The 17270-nt window shown below is 45.3% G+C and carries 15 protein-coding genes; 6 read left to right on the forward strand and 9 right to left on the reverse strand.

Going from position 1 to position 17270, the window contains the following annotated elements:
• Window positions 1-41: 41 nt before the first annotated feature.
• Together AYJ59_RS07470 and AYJ59_RS07475 are read right to left on the reverse strand one after the other, a co-directional pair.
• On the reverse strand, window positions 42-1349 hold the full coding sequence (locus AYJ59_RS07470; protein WP_029938077.1) for an NAD(P)/FAD-dependent oxidoreductase: 1308 nt from the start codon (window positions 1347-1349) through the stop codon (window positions 42-44).
• Between the two features lie 303 nt (window positions 1350-1652).
• The gene (locus tag AYJ59_RS07475) at window positions 1653-2879 is read right to left on the reverse strand and encodes a hypothetical protein (protein ID WP_127119739.1); all 1227 of its coding nucleotides are present in this window, start codon (window positions 2877-2879) and stop codon (window positions 1653-1655) included.
• 166 nt (window positions 2880-3045) lie between these two features.
• Here AYJ59_RS07475 and mfd point away from each other — a divergent pair, with 166 nt between their 5' ends.
• From mfd to AYJ59_RS07490, 3 genes are all read left to right on the forward strand, one after another.
• The gene (gene mfd / locus AYJ59_RS07480; protein WP_127119740.1) at window positions 3046-6519 is read left to right on the forward strand and encodes a transcription-repair coupling factor; all 3474 of its coding nucleotides are present in this window, start codon (window positions 3046-3048) and stop codon (window positions 6517-6519) included.
• On the forward strand, window positions 6520-7134 hold the full coding sequence (locus tag AYJ59_RS07485; RefSeq protein ID WP_127119741.1) for a peptidoglycan binding protein CsiV: 615 nt from the start codon (window positions 6520-6522) through the stop codon (window positions 7132-7134).
• Between the two features lie 191 nt (window positions 7135-7325).
• On the forward strand, window positions 7326-7622 hold the full coding sequence (locus tag AYJ59_RS07490; protein WP_127119742.1) for a DUF3817 domain-containing protein: 297 nt from the start codon (window positions 7326-7328) through the stop codon (window positions 7620-7622).
• A gap of 127 nt (window positions 7623-7749) precedes the next feature.
• On the opposite strand, the gene minE is transcribed toward AYJ59_RS07490, so the two are convergent.
• The 3 genes from minE to minC form a co-directional block, all read right to left on the reverse strand.
• Entirely contained in the window at window positions 7750-8004 is a 255-nt protein-coding gene (gene minE, locus AYJ59_RS07495) for a cell division topological specificity factor MinE (protein ID WP_029938072.1), read from the reverse strand.
• A gap of 3 nt (window positions 8005-8007) precedes the next feature.
• The gene (gene minD / locus AYJ59_RS07500) at window positions 8008-8820 is read right to left on the reverse strand and encodes a septum site-determining protein MinD (protein WP_029938071.1); all 813 of its coding nucleotides are present in this window, start codon (window positions 8818-8820) and stop codon (window positions 8008-8010) included.
• A 128-nt stretch (window positions 8821-8948) separates the two neighbouring features.
• The gene (gene minC / locus AYJ59_RS07505) at window positions 8949-9641 is read right to left on the reverse strand and encodes a septum site-determining protein MinC (protein WP_068648687.1); all 693 of its coding nucleotides are present in this window, start codon (window positions 9639-9641) and stop codon (window positions 8949-8951) included.
• Between the two features lie 438 nt (window positions 9642-10079).
• Between minC and AYJ59_RS13125 the strand changes: the two genes are divergently transcribed.
• The 3 genes from AYJ59_RS13125 (at window position 10080) to AYJ59_RS13160 (ending at window position 11087) form a co-directional block, all read left to right on the forward strand.
• Window positions 10080-10499 (forward strand): Fic/DOC family N-terminal domain-containing protein, encoded by a 420-nt coding sequence (locus AYJ59_RS13125; RefSeq protein WP_206197854.1) that lies wholly within the window; start codon window positions 10080-10082, stop codon window positions 10497-10499.
• Window positions 10457-10570: a Fic family protein gene (locus AYJ59_RS13155; RefSeq protein ID WP_206197855.1), complete on the forward strand. Its 114-nt coding sequence runs from the start codon at window positions 10457-10459 to the stop codon at window positions 10568-10570. Before AYJ59_RS13125 ends, AYJ59_RS13155 begins: the two co-directional genes overlap by 43 nt.
• 232 nt (window positions 10571-10802) lie before the next feature.
• Window positions 10803-11087: a hypothetical protein gene (locus tag AYJ59_RS13160; RefSeq protein ID WP_443080142.1), complete on the forward strand. Its 285-nt coding sequence runs from the start codon at window positions 10803-10805 to the stop codon at window positions 11085-11087.
• 38 nt (window positions 11088-11125) lie between these two features.
• Here the strand turns inward: AYJ59_RS13160 and AYJ59_RS07515 are convergent, their stop codons facing one another.
• The 4 genes from AYJ59_RS07515 to AYJ59_RS07530 form a co-directional block, all read right to left on the reverse strand.
• Window positions 11126-11785 (reverse strand): DUF2290 domain-containing protein, encoded by a 660-nt coding sequence (locus tag AYJ59_RS07515; protein WP_127119743.1) that lies wholly within the window; start codon window positions 11783-11785, stop codon window positions 11126-11128.
• Window positions 11786-11789: 4 nt separating this feature from the next.
• Complete coding sequence (locus AYJ59_RS07520; protein ID WP_127119744.1) at window positions 11790-13925, reverse strand: DEAD/DEAH box helicase; 2136 nt, start codon at window positions 13923-13925, stop codon at window positions 11790-11792.
• A 93-nt stretch (window positions 13926-14018) separates the two neighbouring features.
• Window positions 14019-15773: a restriction endonuclease subunit S gene (locus tag AYJ59_RS07525; protein WP_127119745.1), complete on the reverse strand. Its 1755-nt coding sequence runs from the start codon at window positions 15771-15773 to the stop codon at window positions 14019-14021.
• Window positions 15770-17233 carry an HsdM family class I SAM-dependent methyltransferase gene (locus AYJ59_RS07530; protein ID WP_127119746.1) on the reverse strand — a complete coding sequence of 488 codons (1464 nt, stop codon included), beginning with the start codon at window positions 17231-17233 and terminating at the stop codon, window positions 15770-15772. The genes AYJ59_RS07525 and AYJ59_RS07530 overlap by 4 nt, the downstream gene beginning before the upstream one ends.
• Window positions 17234-17270 lie beyond the last annotated feature (37 nt).

The raw sequence follows: 17270 nt of genomic DNA on the forward strand, positions 1-17270 counted from the left end.
CCTCACAAGGAGGGCGTTTTTACTGAAAGACGGAGAACGTCTTATTTGTCGGATTTCAAACGGTTGATCCCCAACATTTTCATAATGTACTTCTGGTAAATCGGCTCGGAATTACCGGCTTTCATGTTACGGATGAAGTATTTTTCAAATGCGATTTTCGCCAAGTGAACCCATTTACCACGTTTCGCCCAAGTCAGGTTACGTGGTGGAATCTGTGGCAAGGCCACAAACGCCGCACCGGTATCACCCATATCGGCTAGACACACCGTGTTCCAAGTTGGCTCGGAATCCGGCTCTTTCCCTTCCAGGTTCGCTTCGATGTTGTGGCAGATCGCAGTCACCATTGATTCGATCATCAAACCGGTTTTTGGCGTCCCCACTGGAACCGGCGTTTTTTCAACGGGTGGAATCGCAATCCCCACACCCAACGCATAAATGTTGTGATATGTTGGGTTGCGGCTGAAGCTGTCCACTTTCACGAAACCACGTGGGTTGACCAACGGTCCGCCCATGTTTTCTGGTTCAGCCAATTCTTGCAAGAATTTAGAACCTTTAAACGCCGGCAACATCATGGAATATTTAAATGGCAACTCGTGCTGGTCAATAACGTCACCTTTGTTATTGTGCTCGTCGACATACATTTTGCCGTCTTCGATTTTGGTGACTTTAGCGTTGCAGATCCAGTTGATGTGACGGTTACGCATTTCGGTTTCCATCAACCCTTTGGAGTCACCAACACCACCTAGCCCCAAGTGACCGATGTAAGGCTCAGACGTCACAAACGTCATTGGCACCTGGCTACGAATCTTACGCTTACGCAAATCGGTTTCCATGATCATCGCAAACTCGTAAGCCGGACCATAACAGGATGCGCCTTGAACAGCGCCCACAACGATTGGTCCAGGGTTTTCGCAGAACTCTTCCCACTGCTCAAACGCTTCAGTCGCGTGCGGCGTCGTACAAACGGAAACCGTATTCCCGCCGTGGCTCTTCGGCCCGAAGCCTTCGATTTCTTCAAAGGCCAGTGCCGGACCCGTGGCCAGAATCAGGTAATCGTAGTCCATTTCGTTACCGTCATCCAACGTGATTTTGTTGTTCGGAGCATCCAGCTTCGTCACAGTCTGGTGGTAAAACTCAATGCCCTTACGCGTCAAATGCGGCTCTAGCTTGAAAGAGATGTCTTCCGGTTTACGCCAGCCAACGGCCACCCATGGGTTGGATGGGACGAAGTTAAACTCGTCGATTGCGTTTACGACTTTGATGGTGTGTTCTTTGCCTAGGTGCTTACGAACATCGTAAGCCATCGGTAGACCACCGGTGCTTGATCCTACTACAACAATTGTTGCCATTTTTCGTTCCTTTTCATTCGTATCTCTAGAAATTGCACTTAACCGTCAAACAAGAATAAGGTTTTAGGCTTCAGATCCCGAAAACTCTGAATCCCGCTGCAACATCAAGCGCTTATCTGATTTTTATTTGAGAAATCCGAGCCGGAAAGTGGCGGCCGTCTTGATCAAGACGCCCTATCCGTGCTGTTTTTGAGTTACCACAGACTTCTTGACCGGAAATAATGAAGCATTAATATTCAAATTAAAAATAAATTTTTCGTATATTGAATAATAAGTTTTACTGATTTTGTGGAATAAATTTTATTAGCGGTTGTTTTTGGCCTTTTTTAACCCCAGCGCCGGCAGCCAAACCAACACAATATACGAGGCTAATAAAACCGCCAAAAGTGTAATCAAACTCGCCTGTTGCACCAGTGTATTTTCGCTGAAACTCAACACCAACAATCCGGCGATCAAAATCTGCGTGGTGGCCCAGATCGGCCGCCCTACGCTGGCCAGCGCAAACCGGTGACACGACTCCACATCGTTAAAATACCCCCGCTTTGACTTCAAGTAACGCGCAAAGTAATGAATGGCATCATCCAATACGATCCCGAGCGGCACAATCAAAATGACCGCCGATATCGCTTGCAAATTTTGCACGGAAAAATACGCAGTCAAAACCAAAATAACCGACAAAACACTGTTTAATAGGGTCATTAAAGTTATTTTAAGGTCATGCCAAAATACTAATAACACCACAAAACTCGTGGCTAACATCACGCCCACCGCGCTTAGGTTATCCAGCTTACGGGCTAAGTACACCAGGCTCATCACCACCAGTAAAGCGGACAGCCACAACATGAGCGTCACCCACTTAGGATACGCCTGAAATTTTTCCGCCAAACCAATAAAACCATGGCGATCTTCATAGTGTCCGACGCGGAATTCCAAAAACCAACGCAACAAAATCAGCGGCAGCGCCGTCATCAACATGGCGTAACTTACGGCGGCACCCAACACCACAATCCAGGCCGCATCCATTAAACGTGGATCGTAAAAAGCGGCCACACCAAATCCCAGCCCCGTTGTCAGGTTGGATAACAAAATCGGCGCCGCATTCATATTCAAGGCTTCGGCCAAGGCATCATGCTGAAACCCGCCCCGTGCCATTTCCCGCAACAAAGCCGCCATCACATGCACCAGGTTGCTCATCATCAACGCCAACACCACCACCATGCCCAGCACCGATGTTTCACTCAACGCCAAACCAAACCAGCCCAATAGCCCCAGCACAGCACCCAGCACCGCCAAACTCAATCCAAACAGCAACACACCGGCTTTCACCGAATCCATCACCTTAACCGCGACCGCGCCCATCAGCGCCAACGCCAATCCAACCCACATAAAATTCATCTGCTCGAATAACGCTAAAGACTGAAATAGCCCGCCCAGCGCCAGCAACCACAAGGCACCGAACACCACAACACTTTTCCCGTAATGATGCGCTAAAATTTGTACCCAGTTGTAAGCCCAGCGACCCTTCACCATTGATTCAACCCTTTTCCCGATGCGATTTGGTATCGTTCTACACGACTGTATTTATACGAACAGATGGCGGCTATTATGCTGCCTGAAAACGCCAGTTGAAAGCAATATTTTGATAAAATACCGTCATTTTTCAAACCAATACAAACCCAAAGTCATAGAAAATCGCATGCCCAAACCCTACTCGTTGCTGGAAGCCGATCAGGTTCCACTAAAAGGCCAGACGTCACACTGGTCGCTCAACACCTCGGCCGAAGACGCGCTCGTCATCATGGAAAAAGCCCGAAACCACCCAGGCCTGGTGGTTTTGCTGACTCAGGAAATGAGCGAAGCCAATAAATATGAAGACGCGCTGAACTTCTTTTCCGAAGGCGACCTTTCGATTCTGAACTTTCCGGAATGGGAAACCCTGCCCTATGACCAGTTTTCGCCGCACCAGGACATCATCTCGCAACGCCTGCGCACGCTCTATCAACTGCCGCAAACCCAAAAAGGCATTTTGATCCTGCCGGTCAGTACCCTGTTGCAAAAAGTGGTTCCCCATACGTTCATCGAACAATACACCTTTATATTAAAGTGTGGCGATACCCTCGACATCGAACCCTTTACCCAACGTTTGGAATCCGGCGGCTATCAACGCGTCAGTCAGGTGATGGAACACGGCGAATTTGCGGTGCGCGGCTCGATTATCGACCTCTTCCCTATGGGCAGCCGCACGCCTTTCCGATTGGACTTGTTCGACGACGAAGTCGAAACCATCCGCTGTTTCGACCCAGAGACCCAGCTCAGCACCGAGCAGATTGACCAAATCGAACTCCTGCCCGCCAAGGAATACGACCTCAACCCGGACGGCATCACCTTATTCAAACAACGCTTCCGCCAAACCTTCGGGGACGAATCGCGCAACAGCCTGTTGTACCAAGCCGTCCATAACGGCCAAACGGTCGATGGCCTGGAATATTATCTATCGCTGTTTCATACCGAAACCGCCACCCTGTTCGATTACATCCCGGAAAACAGCCTGTTCTTCAACCAACCGGCCATTCAGGATGCCATTGAACAGAACTGGCGCGATTACCGTGAGCGGTATCAAATCGCACAGCACAACCCGGATTATCCGGTACTGCCGCCGGAAGAACTGATTCAATCCGAAAACGACATTTTCAGCGCCCTGAAAAACCATCATCGCATTCAACTGGAACGCATCGCCTCCGGCAAAAACCAGGTGGACTTCAAAACACTGCCGACACCGGATTTGAATGTACAGGCCAATAGCGAATACCCGATGGCCAAACTCAATGCCTTTCTGGATCAGTACCAAAGCGAATACGGCGGCCGCATTCTGTATTGCGCCGAATCCACCGGACGCCGAGAAACGCTGTTAACATTGCTCGGAAAACACACTGAATTTAAAGGAAAAGTTCCGAAAATCGTCGATGATTGGAATGCGTTCAAACACAACGATTTACCACATCAAATCGTGGTCGGCCCGTTGGAAGAATCCATCTTCACACCGGATTTTTGCCTGATTTCCGAAGCGCAGATTTTCGGCCAAACCGTCATTCAGAAACGACGCCGTAAGCGCAAACACTCCGAATTCGACACCACCATCTCCAACCTCATCGAACTGGACATCGGCAGCCCGATTGTGCATTTCGACCACGGGGTCGGCCGCTACCTTGGCCTGGAAACCATGACCATCCAAGGTGAAGAACACGAATTCCTGATGATCGAATACGCCGGCGAAGCCAAGTTGTACGTGCCCGTCACCTCGCTGCACCTCATCAGCCGTTACACCGGCGCCAGCGCCGAAACCGCACCGTTACACAAACTCGGTTCCGACAAATGGGACAAGGCCAAACGCAAAGCCGCCGAAAAAGTCCGCGACGTCGCCGCCGAACTGCTCGACATCTACGCCCAGCGCGAAGCCAGGCCTGGTCATTCTTTCGAAACCGACGAAGAAGCCTACGCCCGCTTCAGCGCCAGCTTCCCGTTCGAAGAAACGCCCGACCAGGAAGCCGCCATCGATGCAGTGGTGCATGACATGCAAGCCAGCAAACCGATGGACCGCCTCATTTGCGGCGACGTCGGCTTCGGCAAAACCGAAGTGGCCATGCGCGCCGCCTTCATTGCGGCTTACGCCGGCAAACAGGTTGCCGTCTTGGTGCCGACCACCCTGCTGGCCCAGCAACACATGGAAAACTTTAAAAACCGTTTTGCCGACTGGCCCGTGCGCATTGAAGGCTTATCCCGTTTCCAAACCGCCAAGGAAACCAAACAGATTCTCGAAGCGGTTCAAAACAAACAGGTCGATATCGTCATCGGCACCCATAAGCTGATTCAAGGCGACATGAAGTTCGACAACCTCGGGTTGATCATCATCGACGAAGAACACCGTTTCGGCGTGCGCCAGAAAGAACAACTCAAAAAACTCCGTACCGAAGTGGACGTGCTCACCATGACCGCCACGCCGATTCCGAGAACGCTGAATATGGCGATGAACGATTTACGAGACCTGTCGATTATCGCCACGCCGCCGGCCAAACGTCTGGCGGTGCAAACTTTCGTGCAAGAATGGAACCCGGATGTGGTCAAAGAAGCCTGTCTGCGGGAAATCCGTCGCGGCGGGCAGATTTACCTGCTTTACAACAATGTCGACCGCATCGAACAGATGGCGGAAGACATGCGCGAACTCCTGCCGGAAGCCAAGGTCGACGTCGCCCATGGCCAAATGCACGAACGCGAATTGGAGCAGGTGATGCAGAATTTCTATCATCGCCGTTTCAACATTCTGGTCTGCACCACCATTATCGAAACCGGCATTGACATTCCGACCGCCAACACCATTCTGATTCACCGTGCCGACAAATTCGGTCTGGCGCAATTGCACCAGTTACGCGGCCGTGTCGGACGTTCGCACCACAAAGCCTATGCTTATATGTTCACCGCCGGTAAAAGCCTGATGACCACCGACGCCGAAAAACGCCTCACCGCCATCGCCAAACACGATACCCTCGGTGCCGGGTTCATGCTTGCCAGCCATGATTTGGAAATCCGTGGCGCGGGTGAACTGCTCGGTGACGGCCAATCCGGCCAGATTCAGGAAATCGGTTTCGGCCTCTATTCGGAATTGCTGGAACGCGCCGTCAAGTCGTTAAAATCCGGCAAACAACCCGAGCTGGAAGCCAAGCTCCACACCGGCGCGGAAATCGAACTCGGTTTGCCGGCCTTGATTCCGGAAGACTACCTGCCGGACATCCACACCCGTCTGGTGTTCTACAAACGCATCGCCAGTGCCGACAACACCAACGGCTTACAGGAACTGGAAGTGGAAATGATCGACCGTTTCGGGCTGCTACCGCCGCAGGTCAAAAACCTATTCGAGGCCACGCGCGTCAAACTGTTGATTGAACCGCTGAACCTGAAAAAACTGGAAGCGTCCGAGTCGATGATTCGCATCCAATTCGGCGACAGCCCCAACATCAACCCGGTGGAATTGATTAAATTGATTCAAAATCACCCCAAGAACTATCAACTAAAAGGGCAAACGGAATTAAAATATTTCGATACAATGCCTGACATGAAACAACGAATCAACGCCATCGAACTCATCGTGGCCACCATTTCGAACAAGGACACTTAAATGCATACACGATTGTTTTTCAGCTTGATGACGGTTTGCTTTCTCAGTCTGGGCCTTGCCACCAAAGTCCAAGCGGAAGACCTGCCGAAATATCAAGTGGAACTGATTGTTTTCGAAACCCTGGCCTTGCGTGGCTGGACCGAAGAATACTGGCATGAACCGGACCCGGTCAATATTGATGGCACGGTTAACCTTACCACCCTTCCGGCCAGCCGTTTCATGCTGGAAGGTGAAGCGAATAAAATGACGCCGCAAAAAGGTTATCACATCCTCTACCACACCAGCTGGGTACTGGAAGGCAAGCCGGAAGACAAAACCAAACCGATTCTGATTGAAGCCCTGCCGGACAAAAGCTATCAGTCCAAACTGCTCGGCACCTTGGTGTTTTACAAATCCCGTTACGCCCATGTCCGTTTGGATTTGGAACTGGACCGCAAAATCCCATTGCGCATCCGCGACGAATTCGCCGCCAACCAGAATTTGGAAGAAGCCGAGTTACCGGAGTTCTGGCGCTTTCAGCTAAAAGAATCCCGCAAAATCAAATCCGGCGAACTGCATTATTTCGACCACCCGATTTTCGGTGCACTGGTCAAAATCCAATACCTCGGACGCTAAGCGTTCAAACGCGACGACCGAATGGTTTCGCCATTCGGTTTTCAAACCACCTTCTCGCTTGCCTAGCCCAGCCGTTTCAAGGCTTTCTCAAGCCTTCATCCATCAAAACGTGACACCATAACAACCACGCTTAAACACACTTTCAATAAGACCGAACGGCGTTTTTGACGCGGTTTTCAAGAGGAAAAACGATGAACTCCCATCTTAAATTACTTTACTGGCTGGCTCTGCTGGACGGTATCGCTTTGCTGCTACTGGTTTTTGTAGCCGTACCGATTAAATATCAATTTGATTGGCCTTACGCGGTCAAAGTGCTCGGGCCAACCCACGGCGTTTTGTTTATTTCACTAACGCTCACCATGTTGACGGCCGTGTCGAAAAAGCTGATTCGCCCAGGCCTGGGCGCTTTGATCTTTGTCGCCGCCTTGATTCCACTGGGCGCTTTCTATGCCGACTACCGTTTGAAAAAGGCCGTCACGCAAGCATGAATCGGAATCAACCAAAACCGCCAGGCCTGGTTGTTTTGGTTTTTTAAAAACCAAAGGCTCCAAAATAAAAAAGCCGCTGGGACAATCCTCAGCGGCTTTTTTAATCGATCCGTCTTAAAGTAAACGCTTACTTATCCGGCAACACCAAATTCAGTTCCAAGACTTCAAACCCATTAGCTTCATCCACCGAAATCTGCAATTGATCCTGATCGATGCTGACGTATTTGGCAATCACTTCCAGAATCTCTTCACGCATTTTCGGCAAATAATCCGGAGCTTTACGCTCGGAACGCTCGTGCGCCAACAGAATCTGCAAGCGGTCTTTTGCGACATTCGCCGACTTCTTCTTTTTCTGTCCCAGTAAATAGTCTAGTAACGCCATAGCTTACTTCCCGAAGATTTTCTTGAAAAGGCCTTTCTTTTCAGCGACAAGGAAACGGTGTTCTTTCTCTTCACCCAGGAAGCGGTCCACCACGTCCTCATACGCCTGAGCGGCGTCGGAATCTTTCGTCATGATTACCGGCTCACCGGAGTTGGATGCATTCAACACCTGTTGCGACTCCGGAATCACGCCCAACAATTTGATGTTCAACAATTCGGTCACGTCTTCCACCGACAACATTTCGCCGGTTTCCACGCGGTCCGGGTTGTAGCGCGTCAACACCAAGTGCTCGACAATCGGCTCGTCACCGTTTTCGGCACGGCGTGACTTAGCTTGCAAAATGCCCAGAATACGGTCGGAGTCACGCACGGAAGACACTTCCGGATTGGTGACCACAATCGCTTCGTCCGCGAAGTACAGCGCCAATTGCGCGCCTTTTTCGATACCGGCCGGAGAGTCACAAATAATGAAATCGAAACCGTCTTCTTTTAGGTCTTCGATGACTTTTTCCACGCCTTCCTGTGTCAACGCATCCTTATCGCGGGTTTGAGACGCCGCCAGGATGTACAGGTTATTGATACGCTTATCGCGAATCAACGCCTGCTTCAAAGAGGCTTCACCTTGCACCACATTAACGAAATCGTACACCACGCGGCGTTCGCAGCCCATAATCAAATCCAGATTACGCAGCCCCACATCAAAGTCGATTACCGCGACTTTATAGCCCTTCAACGCCAGGCCGGCTGAAATACTCGCACTGGTCGTGGTTTTGCCCACGCCACCTTTACCAGAGGTTACAACGATTACACGTGACACCTAAGCTTCTCCTTGCATGAAAACCGCCCGTCGAAACGACCGGCGAATGAAAACAAATTTTGAAAATTATAACGGACTTGATGGGTTGCGTAAATTTACTCGTGACAAAAGTTTTCAAACCGTCACGGTTACGCCAGAATATCGGTATTGAACACCAACTTCCCGTCTTGAAGACGAATCTCCACAAAACCGGATTTATAGGCTTCGTCAATGTCTTCCGACAATTGATACATCCCCGCGATGCACACCAGTTCCGGGTTCAACTGTTTGGCAAAAATCCGCGCCGACGTATCGCCCGACGAACCGGCAAACACTTTGCCCATCACCTTGCCGAATACGTGCACATGGCCGTCCGCCACCACTTCCGCGCCCGGGTTAATCGGTCCCATCACAATCAAATCTCGGTCCTTAGCGTAAATCTGCTGGCCGGAACGCACCGCCCCATTCACCATCATCGCGGTTTTCAAACCGGCCTCTTCCGCCGCCGCTTTGGGTTTGCTTGCGCGGGCCGCTTTCGGTTTCTCTTTCGGGAAAATCGCCAGGCCTGCATACTCCGCCTGTTCTTTAATACTCTCGTCTTCGGTACGAATCCCGATTGGGATCATCTGCTGCTGGGTCAAATACTCCACCAACAACGCCAAAAAGGTCGGGTCTTTCAATTCGATTTGCGGTTCCAATACAATCGGAATCCCCACAAAGAAATCCGGCGCCTGGCCAATTTTCGCCGCAATCGCCTGCTTGGTTTCATCAATTTGATCGGAAAAAAGATTTAGAACGGTTAAGGAAAGGATTGAGCCTTTTAAATCGATTATTTTGCTCATAGCGTAAGGTCGAACCTGAAACAATTAAAGAAGGGAATATTACTTGACCCGCGGGGTTCCGTCAAAGGCAAATACCGAAGAATGTATGGATAAATACTGAAAATGAAAAGAACCCAATCAACAAACCCTCAAACCCCATGAAAAACACTTTCTCAATTCACCAGTAATGACTTATTTTTTTACTTCGGGCATCATGAATAAACGTATTTACAAATCCCATTATTTTATTCAGCGTTTGCTATACCAGCCTAACGAATACCTTTATCAAATCGACATTAACTCCCAATATGTCGATAAAAATCAAAAATATCGACATATTATTCTTTAACGAACATTCTATGAACTGGAATCCAAGCCAACCTTACAATTATTTACCGTTATTGCCTCCTGAGCAAGACTTGGAAACTAAATCAATTTTAAAAGCCTGTATTTCAGCTCGTGCTAAACCAGTCTGCCAGTCTGATTCCCAACCAAGGTATTCTGATTAACACCCTGCCTTTGTTAGAAGCACAGTCATCATCAGAAATTGAAAACATAGTCACAACAACAGACAAGTTATTTCAATATGCGCAAAAAGAGCAAAATTCCGACTCAGCAACCAAAGAAGCTCTACGCTATCGCACCGCCCTTTTTACAGGGTTTCAAGGGCTGGTAAAAAAGCCACTCAACACCAATACCTGTGTGGCGATATGCAGTCATATTAAAGGTCAGCAAATGCAAATCCGTAAGGTGTCGGGAACCGCATTAGCAAGTGATCAATCAGGGACAGTCATTTATACCCCACCAGAGGGTGTGAAGATATTATCAGAAAATTATTGGGCAATTGGGAAGAGTTTATACACAATAAAACCGATTTAGACCCGTTAATTCAATTAGCTGTTGCTCACTATCAGATTGAAGCGTTCCACCCTTTTACAGATAGATGGTAATGGACGAACGGGACGAGTGGTAAACAGTCTATTCCTAATCCAAGAAGAGCTGTTAACTCTTCCAATTCTATATCTAAGCCGCTATATCATTCAAAACAAGCAAGATTACTATCAACTACGGCTAAAAGTGACCAAAGAACAAGCTTGGGAAGAGTGGATTATTTTTATCCTTAAAGGTATTGAGCAAACCTCTCGTTGGACAACCGATAAAATTCAAGCTATTACCTAATTAGTGGACCATACCCGAGAATACATCAAAGCGTCCCTGCCCAAGATATATAGTTATGAACTCGTTGATTTAATTTTCGAACAGCCTTACTGCCGAATCAACAATCTCGTGGAAAGAGAGATTGCCAAACGCCAAACAGCTTCTGTTTACTTAAAGCAACTTTGTGAAATTGGTGTATTGGTTGAAATTGAGGGGGGGGGAAGGGAAAAAATATTTATTCATCCCAAACTACTAGACTTGTTAACCAATGAAGACAATATTTGTTCATTAGTTTATCAAACTAAATAGTTTAGATTAGTTCTAAAAGTTGACAATAAACACTTATATCAAGGCACCTCAATAAAAACCATTCGTTGTTCATTTTCTGTGATCGTTCTCTCAAAGGAGACATCAAAACTGCTTAGCTGATCTTGGAACTTGCAAAAGGCAGTATTGTAAAAATTTTGCAAGATAAAACGAATAAAATAATAGGGAGATACCGGCGCTGAAACTGGAATACGGCAGTTTAAATATTGTCCTAATGTTAGATGTGACTTGGGATGGTCAACATCAACAACAACGTTTTCATCTAAGTCAAAATCAAACCTTACAGGGAAGGGAACGATATCCCTTCTAACAATATCAGCATATATTTCATCTGATTCATAAACCTCGGGATTTTTTTGATACTCCTCCAAATACGGAGATGGAAAAAAAGCGAGCCTGTGTTTTACTAAACTATCATCATTGAATTGATACATTAATTGAACTACAGCACCATCAATAAGCTTAAAGCTAAAAGATTTAGCCTGAACTAGCTCATCATATATTTCTTTATAAGGTTTATTTCTAAGTGCCACACTAATATCAGACTTCCCAAAATCAACTTTTATTTCACTATGAGTTTGTCTGAGTGAAGGAAAAGTTTGGTCAACACTTAAGCTTGAAGAAATTAAATCACTAATGATTGTCTCAATTTGTTTGCGAACTTGTTCTGCTGTAAGCATTCTATTATTCTCTTGTCGCTAAAAGCTCTTGTAACTTAGACAACTGTTCAGTATCCAAATCTTCAACCTGAACATCGCCATTATTTAAACTTGAAAGCAAAGTATTTAAAGAATAATCAGCGTTCTGCACCTTCTCTTTTTCTGCTTCAGACATATCTCTATTAACAATATTTAGTTTTTCTCTCAATTCAGCAGTAGGATATTTAAACTGAAGAGTATACTTAAACTCTTTTACACGCATATATTCTTCAACTAATTTATCCATACTTGGACCAACGCCCAAAACCCTTACCCAAGCCTTACTTCTAGTGATAGCAGTAAATAATTGATTTCGAACTGTTGAAAGTTTGCCAAATGAATCAAAACAGTCTTGACCATTGATCACATAAACCATTCCTGCTTCATTCCCTTTGGCACGATAAATACCAGTAAAAGCAATTGATTCCGCATCAGAATCAAAAAACACATCTGGAGAAGTATCTACACCAGCAAGGTGTGAGTTGATGCCTTCTTTAAATAACTCAGCTCTGACGATACCTGCAGCACTTTTTGTTGACAAAGGGTCAGGATTTATAACGATAATATCATCTGGTCTCAATTCATCATTTTGAATATTTTGTTTTATTTCATTAACAATCCATTGAGCTTGTTCTTGTTCGGATTGAAAAGATTCAAAATGAATAAGATCATCAATAGCAATTTCTTTATGAAGAAATTCTGGGCTACTAGCTGATGTCCTCTCAAGCACTACATCTTCGCCATCTTCAAGGCTTCCACTTCTTACTGAATAACCAACATCAACCCAAAGTTGACTGTTATCGAACATCTGAATTAAACCGGTACCAGTTTTAGGATCCTCATCTCGATAAATACCAAAACCTAGTGCGTGAGCTGTAGTTAAAACAGGCTTGGAGTTCCTGTAACATTTTTCAAGAATAATATCCTGTGACTCTTCAGACAGGACTACTAAAGGCTCCCCTTTCTCATTATTACCAAAGATTTCTTCTGGGCTTGGCAATGATTGAGAATTTAAACTCTGTAATTCATCATAGGCGTATACCAATCTTTTCTTGCTACCCAATATTCTGTAACATAAGTTCAAAAACTCTGGTGGAAAATCTTGAGCCTCATCAACCAATATAGCCTCATAAGTTGGTGATATATATTTTGCTGCATCTACAGCATTTCTACATACCCCTTTAAACTCGTTACCTCTTCCATATTTATTTTTTGCTTGACCAAAATCTAAATACTCAACAGCATTATCTTTACAAAAGTTAAAGTAAATACCTTCTTTTTCACCACTTCCAGAACCCCAGGCGTGAATTATTTTTAAATTTTCCCAGTTGGGTTCCTCACCTGTTTGCTCAATAGTAAAAGTATTAATTAGTCTTTTAAATTGACCTTTTAGAGAGCGAGTATGGAATGTGACTGCAATTTTCCAGTCTGGATGCTGGGAGTGTAGATATGCTGCTTTCAAAGCTAAAACTATTGTTTTTCCAGAACCTGCCAGCCCTCTAATCCTTTGCACTGTATCAACAGTTTCAATAACTGCTTTACCTTGCTGATTATCTAAATTGGCAATTGCTTCTTCAAGTTTTTGCAGTTTTGCACCTTTTGACTCTGGATTAGATATAGCTCGTTTTTTCTGTCCTTTTCTGATTGTAGAAATTGACTGAATTACTGACAGCACAGGCTTATATAAATTAAAGTTTTCATCAGGTAGATCGTTAATTACGCTCTCTAGATTTGCAGAACCACATAACGGGTAATCTTCATCAAAAACTGGAAATTCAGATAGGTTTGGCGCAAAAGTTAAAACTGATATCGGTACATCTAAATTTCTGCCCTTCATTAAGGCCTTGTAATTTCTAAACTTAGCTTCTAATTTGTTATAGGAATCATCTTGAACACCTTGATAATCACTAGGAAGAACACTCCCTTCCACAACATTTAAAATTACAATCCCTTTTGTTTCAGAAATAAGGATTGCGTCTATAGGGTATCTACCTTCAGGAGTGGAGAAAATTGGATAACCGACATACAAAACTCCATTAAACTTATCGACACTTGATAGGCGATCAACAAGTGCTTGGGAGCTTTTGGGCTTTTGAGTCGCCCCCTTTATTATTTCAATCATTTTTAACTCTATACTCCACTATTCAGAATGGCTTTAGTATCAAATTTTTTGTATTTGCTGCATTTTAATACAATCACATAAATTCCATCAAAATTAAATGATATCCCTAATCATAGATTGGGCGAGGTGGATTTGGGTTTGTTGGGCGGTTTGAAGTTGGGTTTTGAGCTGGTCGCAAAGGGTCATGAGTTCATTGACTTTGGCGACTATGCGGATTTGTTCTTCTACTGGCGGCAAAGGGAACCACGTAGATTTAATGATATCCGTATTAAGATTAGGCTGACCTTGCCCTCTTGAAGCAAAATCTAAAAACCATTTACTTAATCGAGTTAAATATAAATACAAAAATTCGTCATCAACTGAATCCGAAAGATATATGAATGCAGCAATACCATCATTAAAAGTCGCTGGGAATTCACAAATTGCAGGAATGCCTAATGTAGCCCCGCTATTTGTTAGGAGAACTGTTCGTGTATCGATAAATCTTGTTTTCTTTAAACCAGCTTCCTTGATGGAATAGTTAAACCCTTCAACATACATTCCTGTTTTATTCGTTACATCACCAACCTTTAAAAACGGTATGTCGCCGTCGTAAAATTTGGGATCACCTGCTGGGCGAGGTGAACCTCCACGGACAATATCAGCAATATCAGACAAGCGAATCCACGCCCAGTTATTTGGAGTATCGAATCTAATTTCTTCAAGCCCCTCAAAATCAACTAAGGACTTAGGTTTTTTAATTTTTTTATCGGCGATTAGCTGGGCTTTTTCGGCAGCGATTTTTTCGAGCAGCTTGCTGGCTGGTTCGTCGTTTGGGTTTTGCGGCACGAGTTTGCCCATTACGGCTAATTGCAAAATGGTTTGTTTTAGGGATTCAATACTGTGCTCAGTAGTGAAAAGCACATCAAAGTTTTGGGCAATTAATGACCAGGCCTGGTCAAAATTGGCGGTATTATCTGGATTAACCAAATTACCTAAAAGCGTTTCCACCAAGGTTTGATGGGTGTCGATATGATTCAGCGTTTCGCTTTCCAACTGGTCGCATAAAGCCATCAATTCATCGACTTTCGCTACAATGCGGTTTTGTTCTTCTAGTGGAGGGATTGGAACAGGTATAGAAGACCATTTACCTTTATTCAAAATAGCAATCGTTGTGCTGGATGACAACTCCCAAGCAGAACTTACGAAATAATTTGTAGCCATAGCCCAGTACAAATATTGTCCAATTTCCACATGAGGCGAAATTGAATTGATTTGCTGATTAAACGCACAGTCTCTATCAATTAATGCCGCTTTTCCAATCGTACCAATACAGACCATCAAAACAGAGCCTGAATTTGCAATTCGCCCTAAAGAGTCAGCTCCTTCAAATGTTAAACCTTCATTGAAATAATCAACAATTCCCTTTTCAATATCTCCAGGTTTAATAAATGGCACATCACTTCCAAAATGATGTTTATTAGCTTTAGGTGGTGTTGCGCCTGTTTGTGTTTCACCTAAATCACCAAGCCTTACCCACTCCCACCCATTTGGCAAATCAAATGGTTTTTCATCCTCGCTAATTTCAGGCAATGCTTTTGTTTTTTTGATTATTTTGTCTTTAATCAGTTGCGCTTTTTCGGCGGTAATCTTTTCAAGCAAGACACTGGCAGGTTCATCGTGTGGGTCTTGCGGCACAAGCAAACCATGCACCGCCATTTCTAAAATCAGTTCACGCAGTTTTTGAATACCAACAAGATTGAGCTTATTGCTGGAACCACTTCCAGCAGTGAATTTAGTTTCAATGGCTTGTGTCCAAGTGTCGAGATGTTCGGTAATCAAATTGTTTACAGACAGTTGCGCACTCATTCCGCTTTACCCTCAAGAGCATTACCTAAAATGGTTTTGAGTTGGTCACGAATCGTTTGAATGCTTTGTTGCTGTTCATCATAGTTGGCCAGTAGTTCTTCTGGATCATGCACCACTTCTTCGGCTTGATGCGGATTTTTAATATCAAGGTTGTAGTTACGCTCAATAATTTCATCAATCGAAATTGACCAGGCCTGGTGGTTTTCAACCCTTTCTGCAAAGCCATTTTCTTCATTGCCCCACCAGTCGATTTCGGTTTGGAACTCTTCGAACTTCATTGGTTTGGTTTTGGAGTAGTTTTTTACGCCTTCTGGGTATGGGTGTTCGTAGTACCAAATCTTTTCGGTTTTTTGCCCTTTGGTAAAAAACAGGATATTGGTTTTGATGCCTGTATATGGGTTAAACACGCCATTCGGTAAACGAACAATGGTGTGCAGATTACATTCTTCAACCAGCATTTTCTTAAGCTTGGTTTTAACACCTTCACCAAACAAGGTTCCATCGGGTAAAACGACTGCCGCTCGGCCACCTTCGTTTAGCACTTCAACAATGAGTTGCATAAACAGATCAGCGGTTTCACGGGTACGGAATTCGGCCGGGAAGTTTTGTTCAATCCCGTCTTCTTCTGTGCCGCCAAAGGGTGGATTGGTAATCACCACATCGGTATCAGAATCCCAACTTGAGAGCGGTTTACTTAAGGTATTGCCGTGACGGATTTGCACTGGTACTTCAATACCGTGCAACAACATATTGGTCGTACAAAGAAGATGAGGAAGCTGTTTCTTTTCAACACCCCAAATTTGACCTTGAAGTTGTTTTTGATCTTCGGTGGTTTTAATCTGCTTTTTTAAATGCTCGGTTGCCGAGGCTAAAAAACCGCCGGTACCGCAGGCCGGGTCAAAGACTTTTTCGCCCAATTGCGGATTGATGCGATTGACCATAAATTCGGTCACAGCTCGTGGCGTATAGAACTCACCTGCATTGCCTGCCGCTTGCAGGTCTTTGAGGATTTGCTCATACATATCGCCGAACAAGTGGCGCTCTTGTGAGTTACCAAAATCAATTTCATTGAGTTTATTAATCACTTGACGCAGCAGCGTACCGTTTTTCATGTAGTTAAAGGCATCGCTAAAGGCTTCTTTAACCACAAATCCACGAGGGTTGGTATTCATTGGAGCCGTTAGGTCTTTAAGCGTTGGAAATAAGTCACTGTTAATAAAATCCAACAGTGAATCTCCTGTGAGACCATCCGCATCGGCCGCCCAATTACGCCAAAGGTATTGTTCTGGAATCGGTGCTTGGTAGTTATCCAATTCAAATTCCAGTTCTTCTTCTTGAGCATCAAAGATTTTAAGAAACAGCATCCAAGAAAGCTGGCCTAAACGCTGGGCATCACCATCGACCCCGGCGTCTTTGCGCATAATGTCTTGGATGGATTTGATTACAGTAGAGACGGACATGAAGAACCTTTATTTGTTTTTATTATTGGTATGGGAA

The organism is Thiomicrospira sp. S5 (assembly GCF_003991075.1).
Classification (GTDB): domain Bacteria; phylum Pseudomonadota; class Gammaproteobacteria; order Thiomicrospirales; family Thiomicrospiraceae; genus Hydrogenovibrio; species Hydrogenovibrio thermophilus.

What these genes read in the sequence shown, in the direction of transcription:
- AYJ59_RS07470 (WP_029938077.1), bottom strand. Translation starts at nt 1,349, where the DNA reads ATGGCAACAATTGTTGTAGTAGGATCAAGCACCGGTGGTCTACCGATG.
- AYJ59_RS07475 (WP_127119739.1), bottom strand. Translation starts at nt 2,879, where the DNA reads ATGGTGAAGGGTCGCTGGGCTTACAACTGGGTACAAATTTTAGCGCAT.
- mfd (WP_127119740.1), top strand. Translation starts at nt 3,046, where the DNA reads ATGCCCAAACCCTACTCGTTGCTGGAAGCCGATCAGGTTCCACTAAAA.
- AYJ59_RS07485 (WP_127119741.1), top strand. Translation starts at nt 6,520, where the DNA reads ATGCATACACGATTGTTTTTCAGCTTGATGACGGTTTGCTTTCTCAGT.
- AYJ59_RS07490 (WP_127119742.1), top strand. Translation starts at nt 7,326, where the DNA reads ATGAACTCCCATCTTAAATTACTTTACTGGCTGGCTCTGCTGGACGGT.
- minE (WP_029938072.1), bottom strand. Translation starts at nt 8,004, where the DNA reads ATGGCGTTACTAGACTATTTACTGGGACAGAAAAAGAAGAAGTCGGCG.
- minC (WP_068648687.1), bottom strand. Translation starts at nt 9,641, where the DNA reads ATGAGCAAAATAATCGATTTAAAAGGCTCAATCCTTTCCTTAACCGTT.
- AYJ59_RS07515 (WP_127119743.1), bottom strand. Translation starts at nt 11,785, where the DNA reads ATGCTTACAGCAGAACAAGTTCGCAAACAAATTGAGACAATCATTAGT.
- AYJ59_RS07520 (WP_127119744.1), bottom strand. Translation starts at nt 13,925, where the DNA reads ATGATTGAAATAATAAAGGGGGCGACTCAAAAGCCCAAAAGCTCCCAA.
- AYJ59_RS07525 (WP_127119745.1), bottom strand. Translation starts at nt 15,773, where the DNA reads ATGAGTGCGCAACTGTCTGTAAACAATTTGATTACCGAACATCTCGAC.
- AYJ59_RS07530 (WP_127119746.1), bottom strand. Translation starts at nt 17,233, where the DNA reads ATGTCCGTCTCTACTGTAATCAAATCCATCCAAGACATTATGCGCAAA.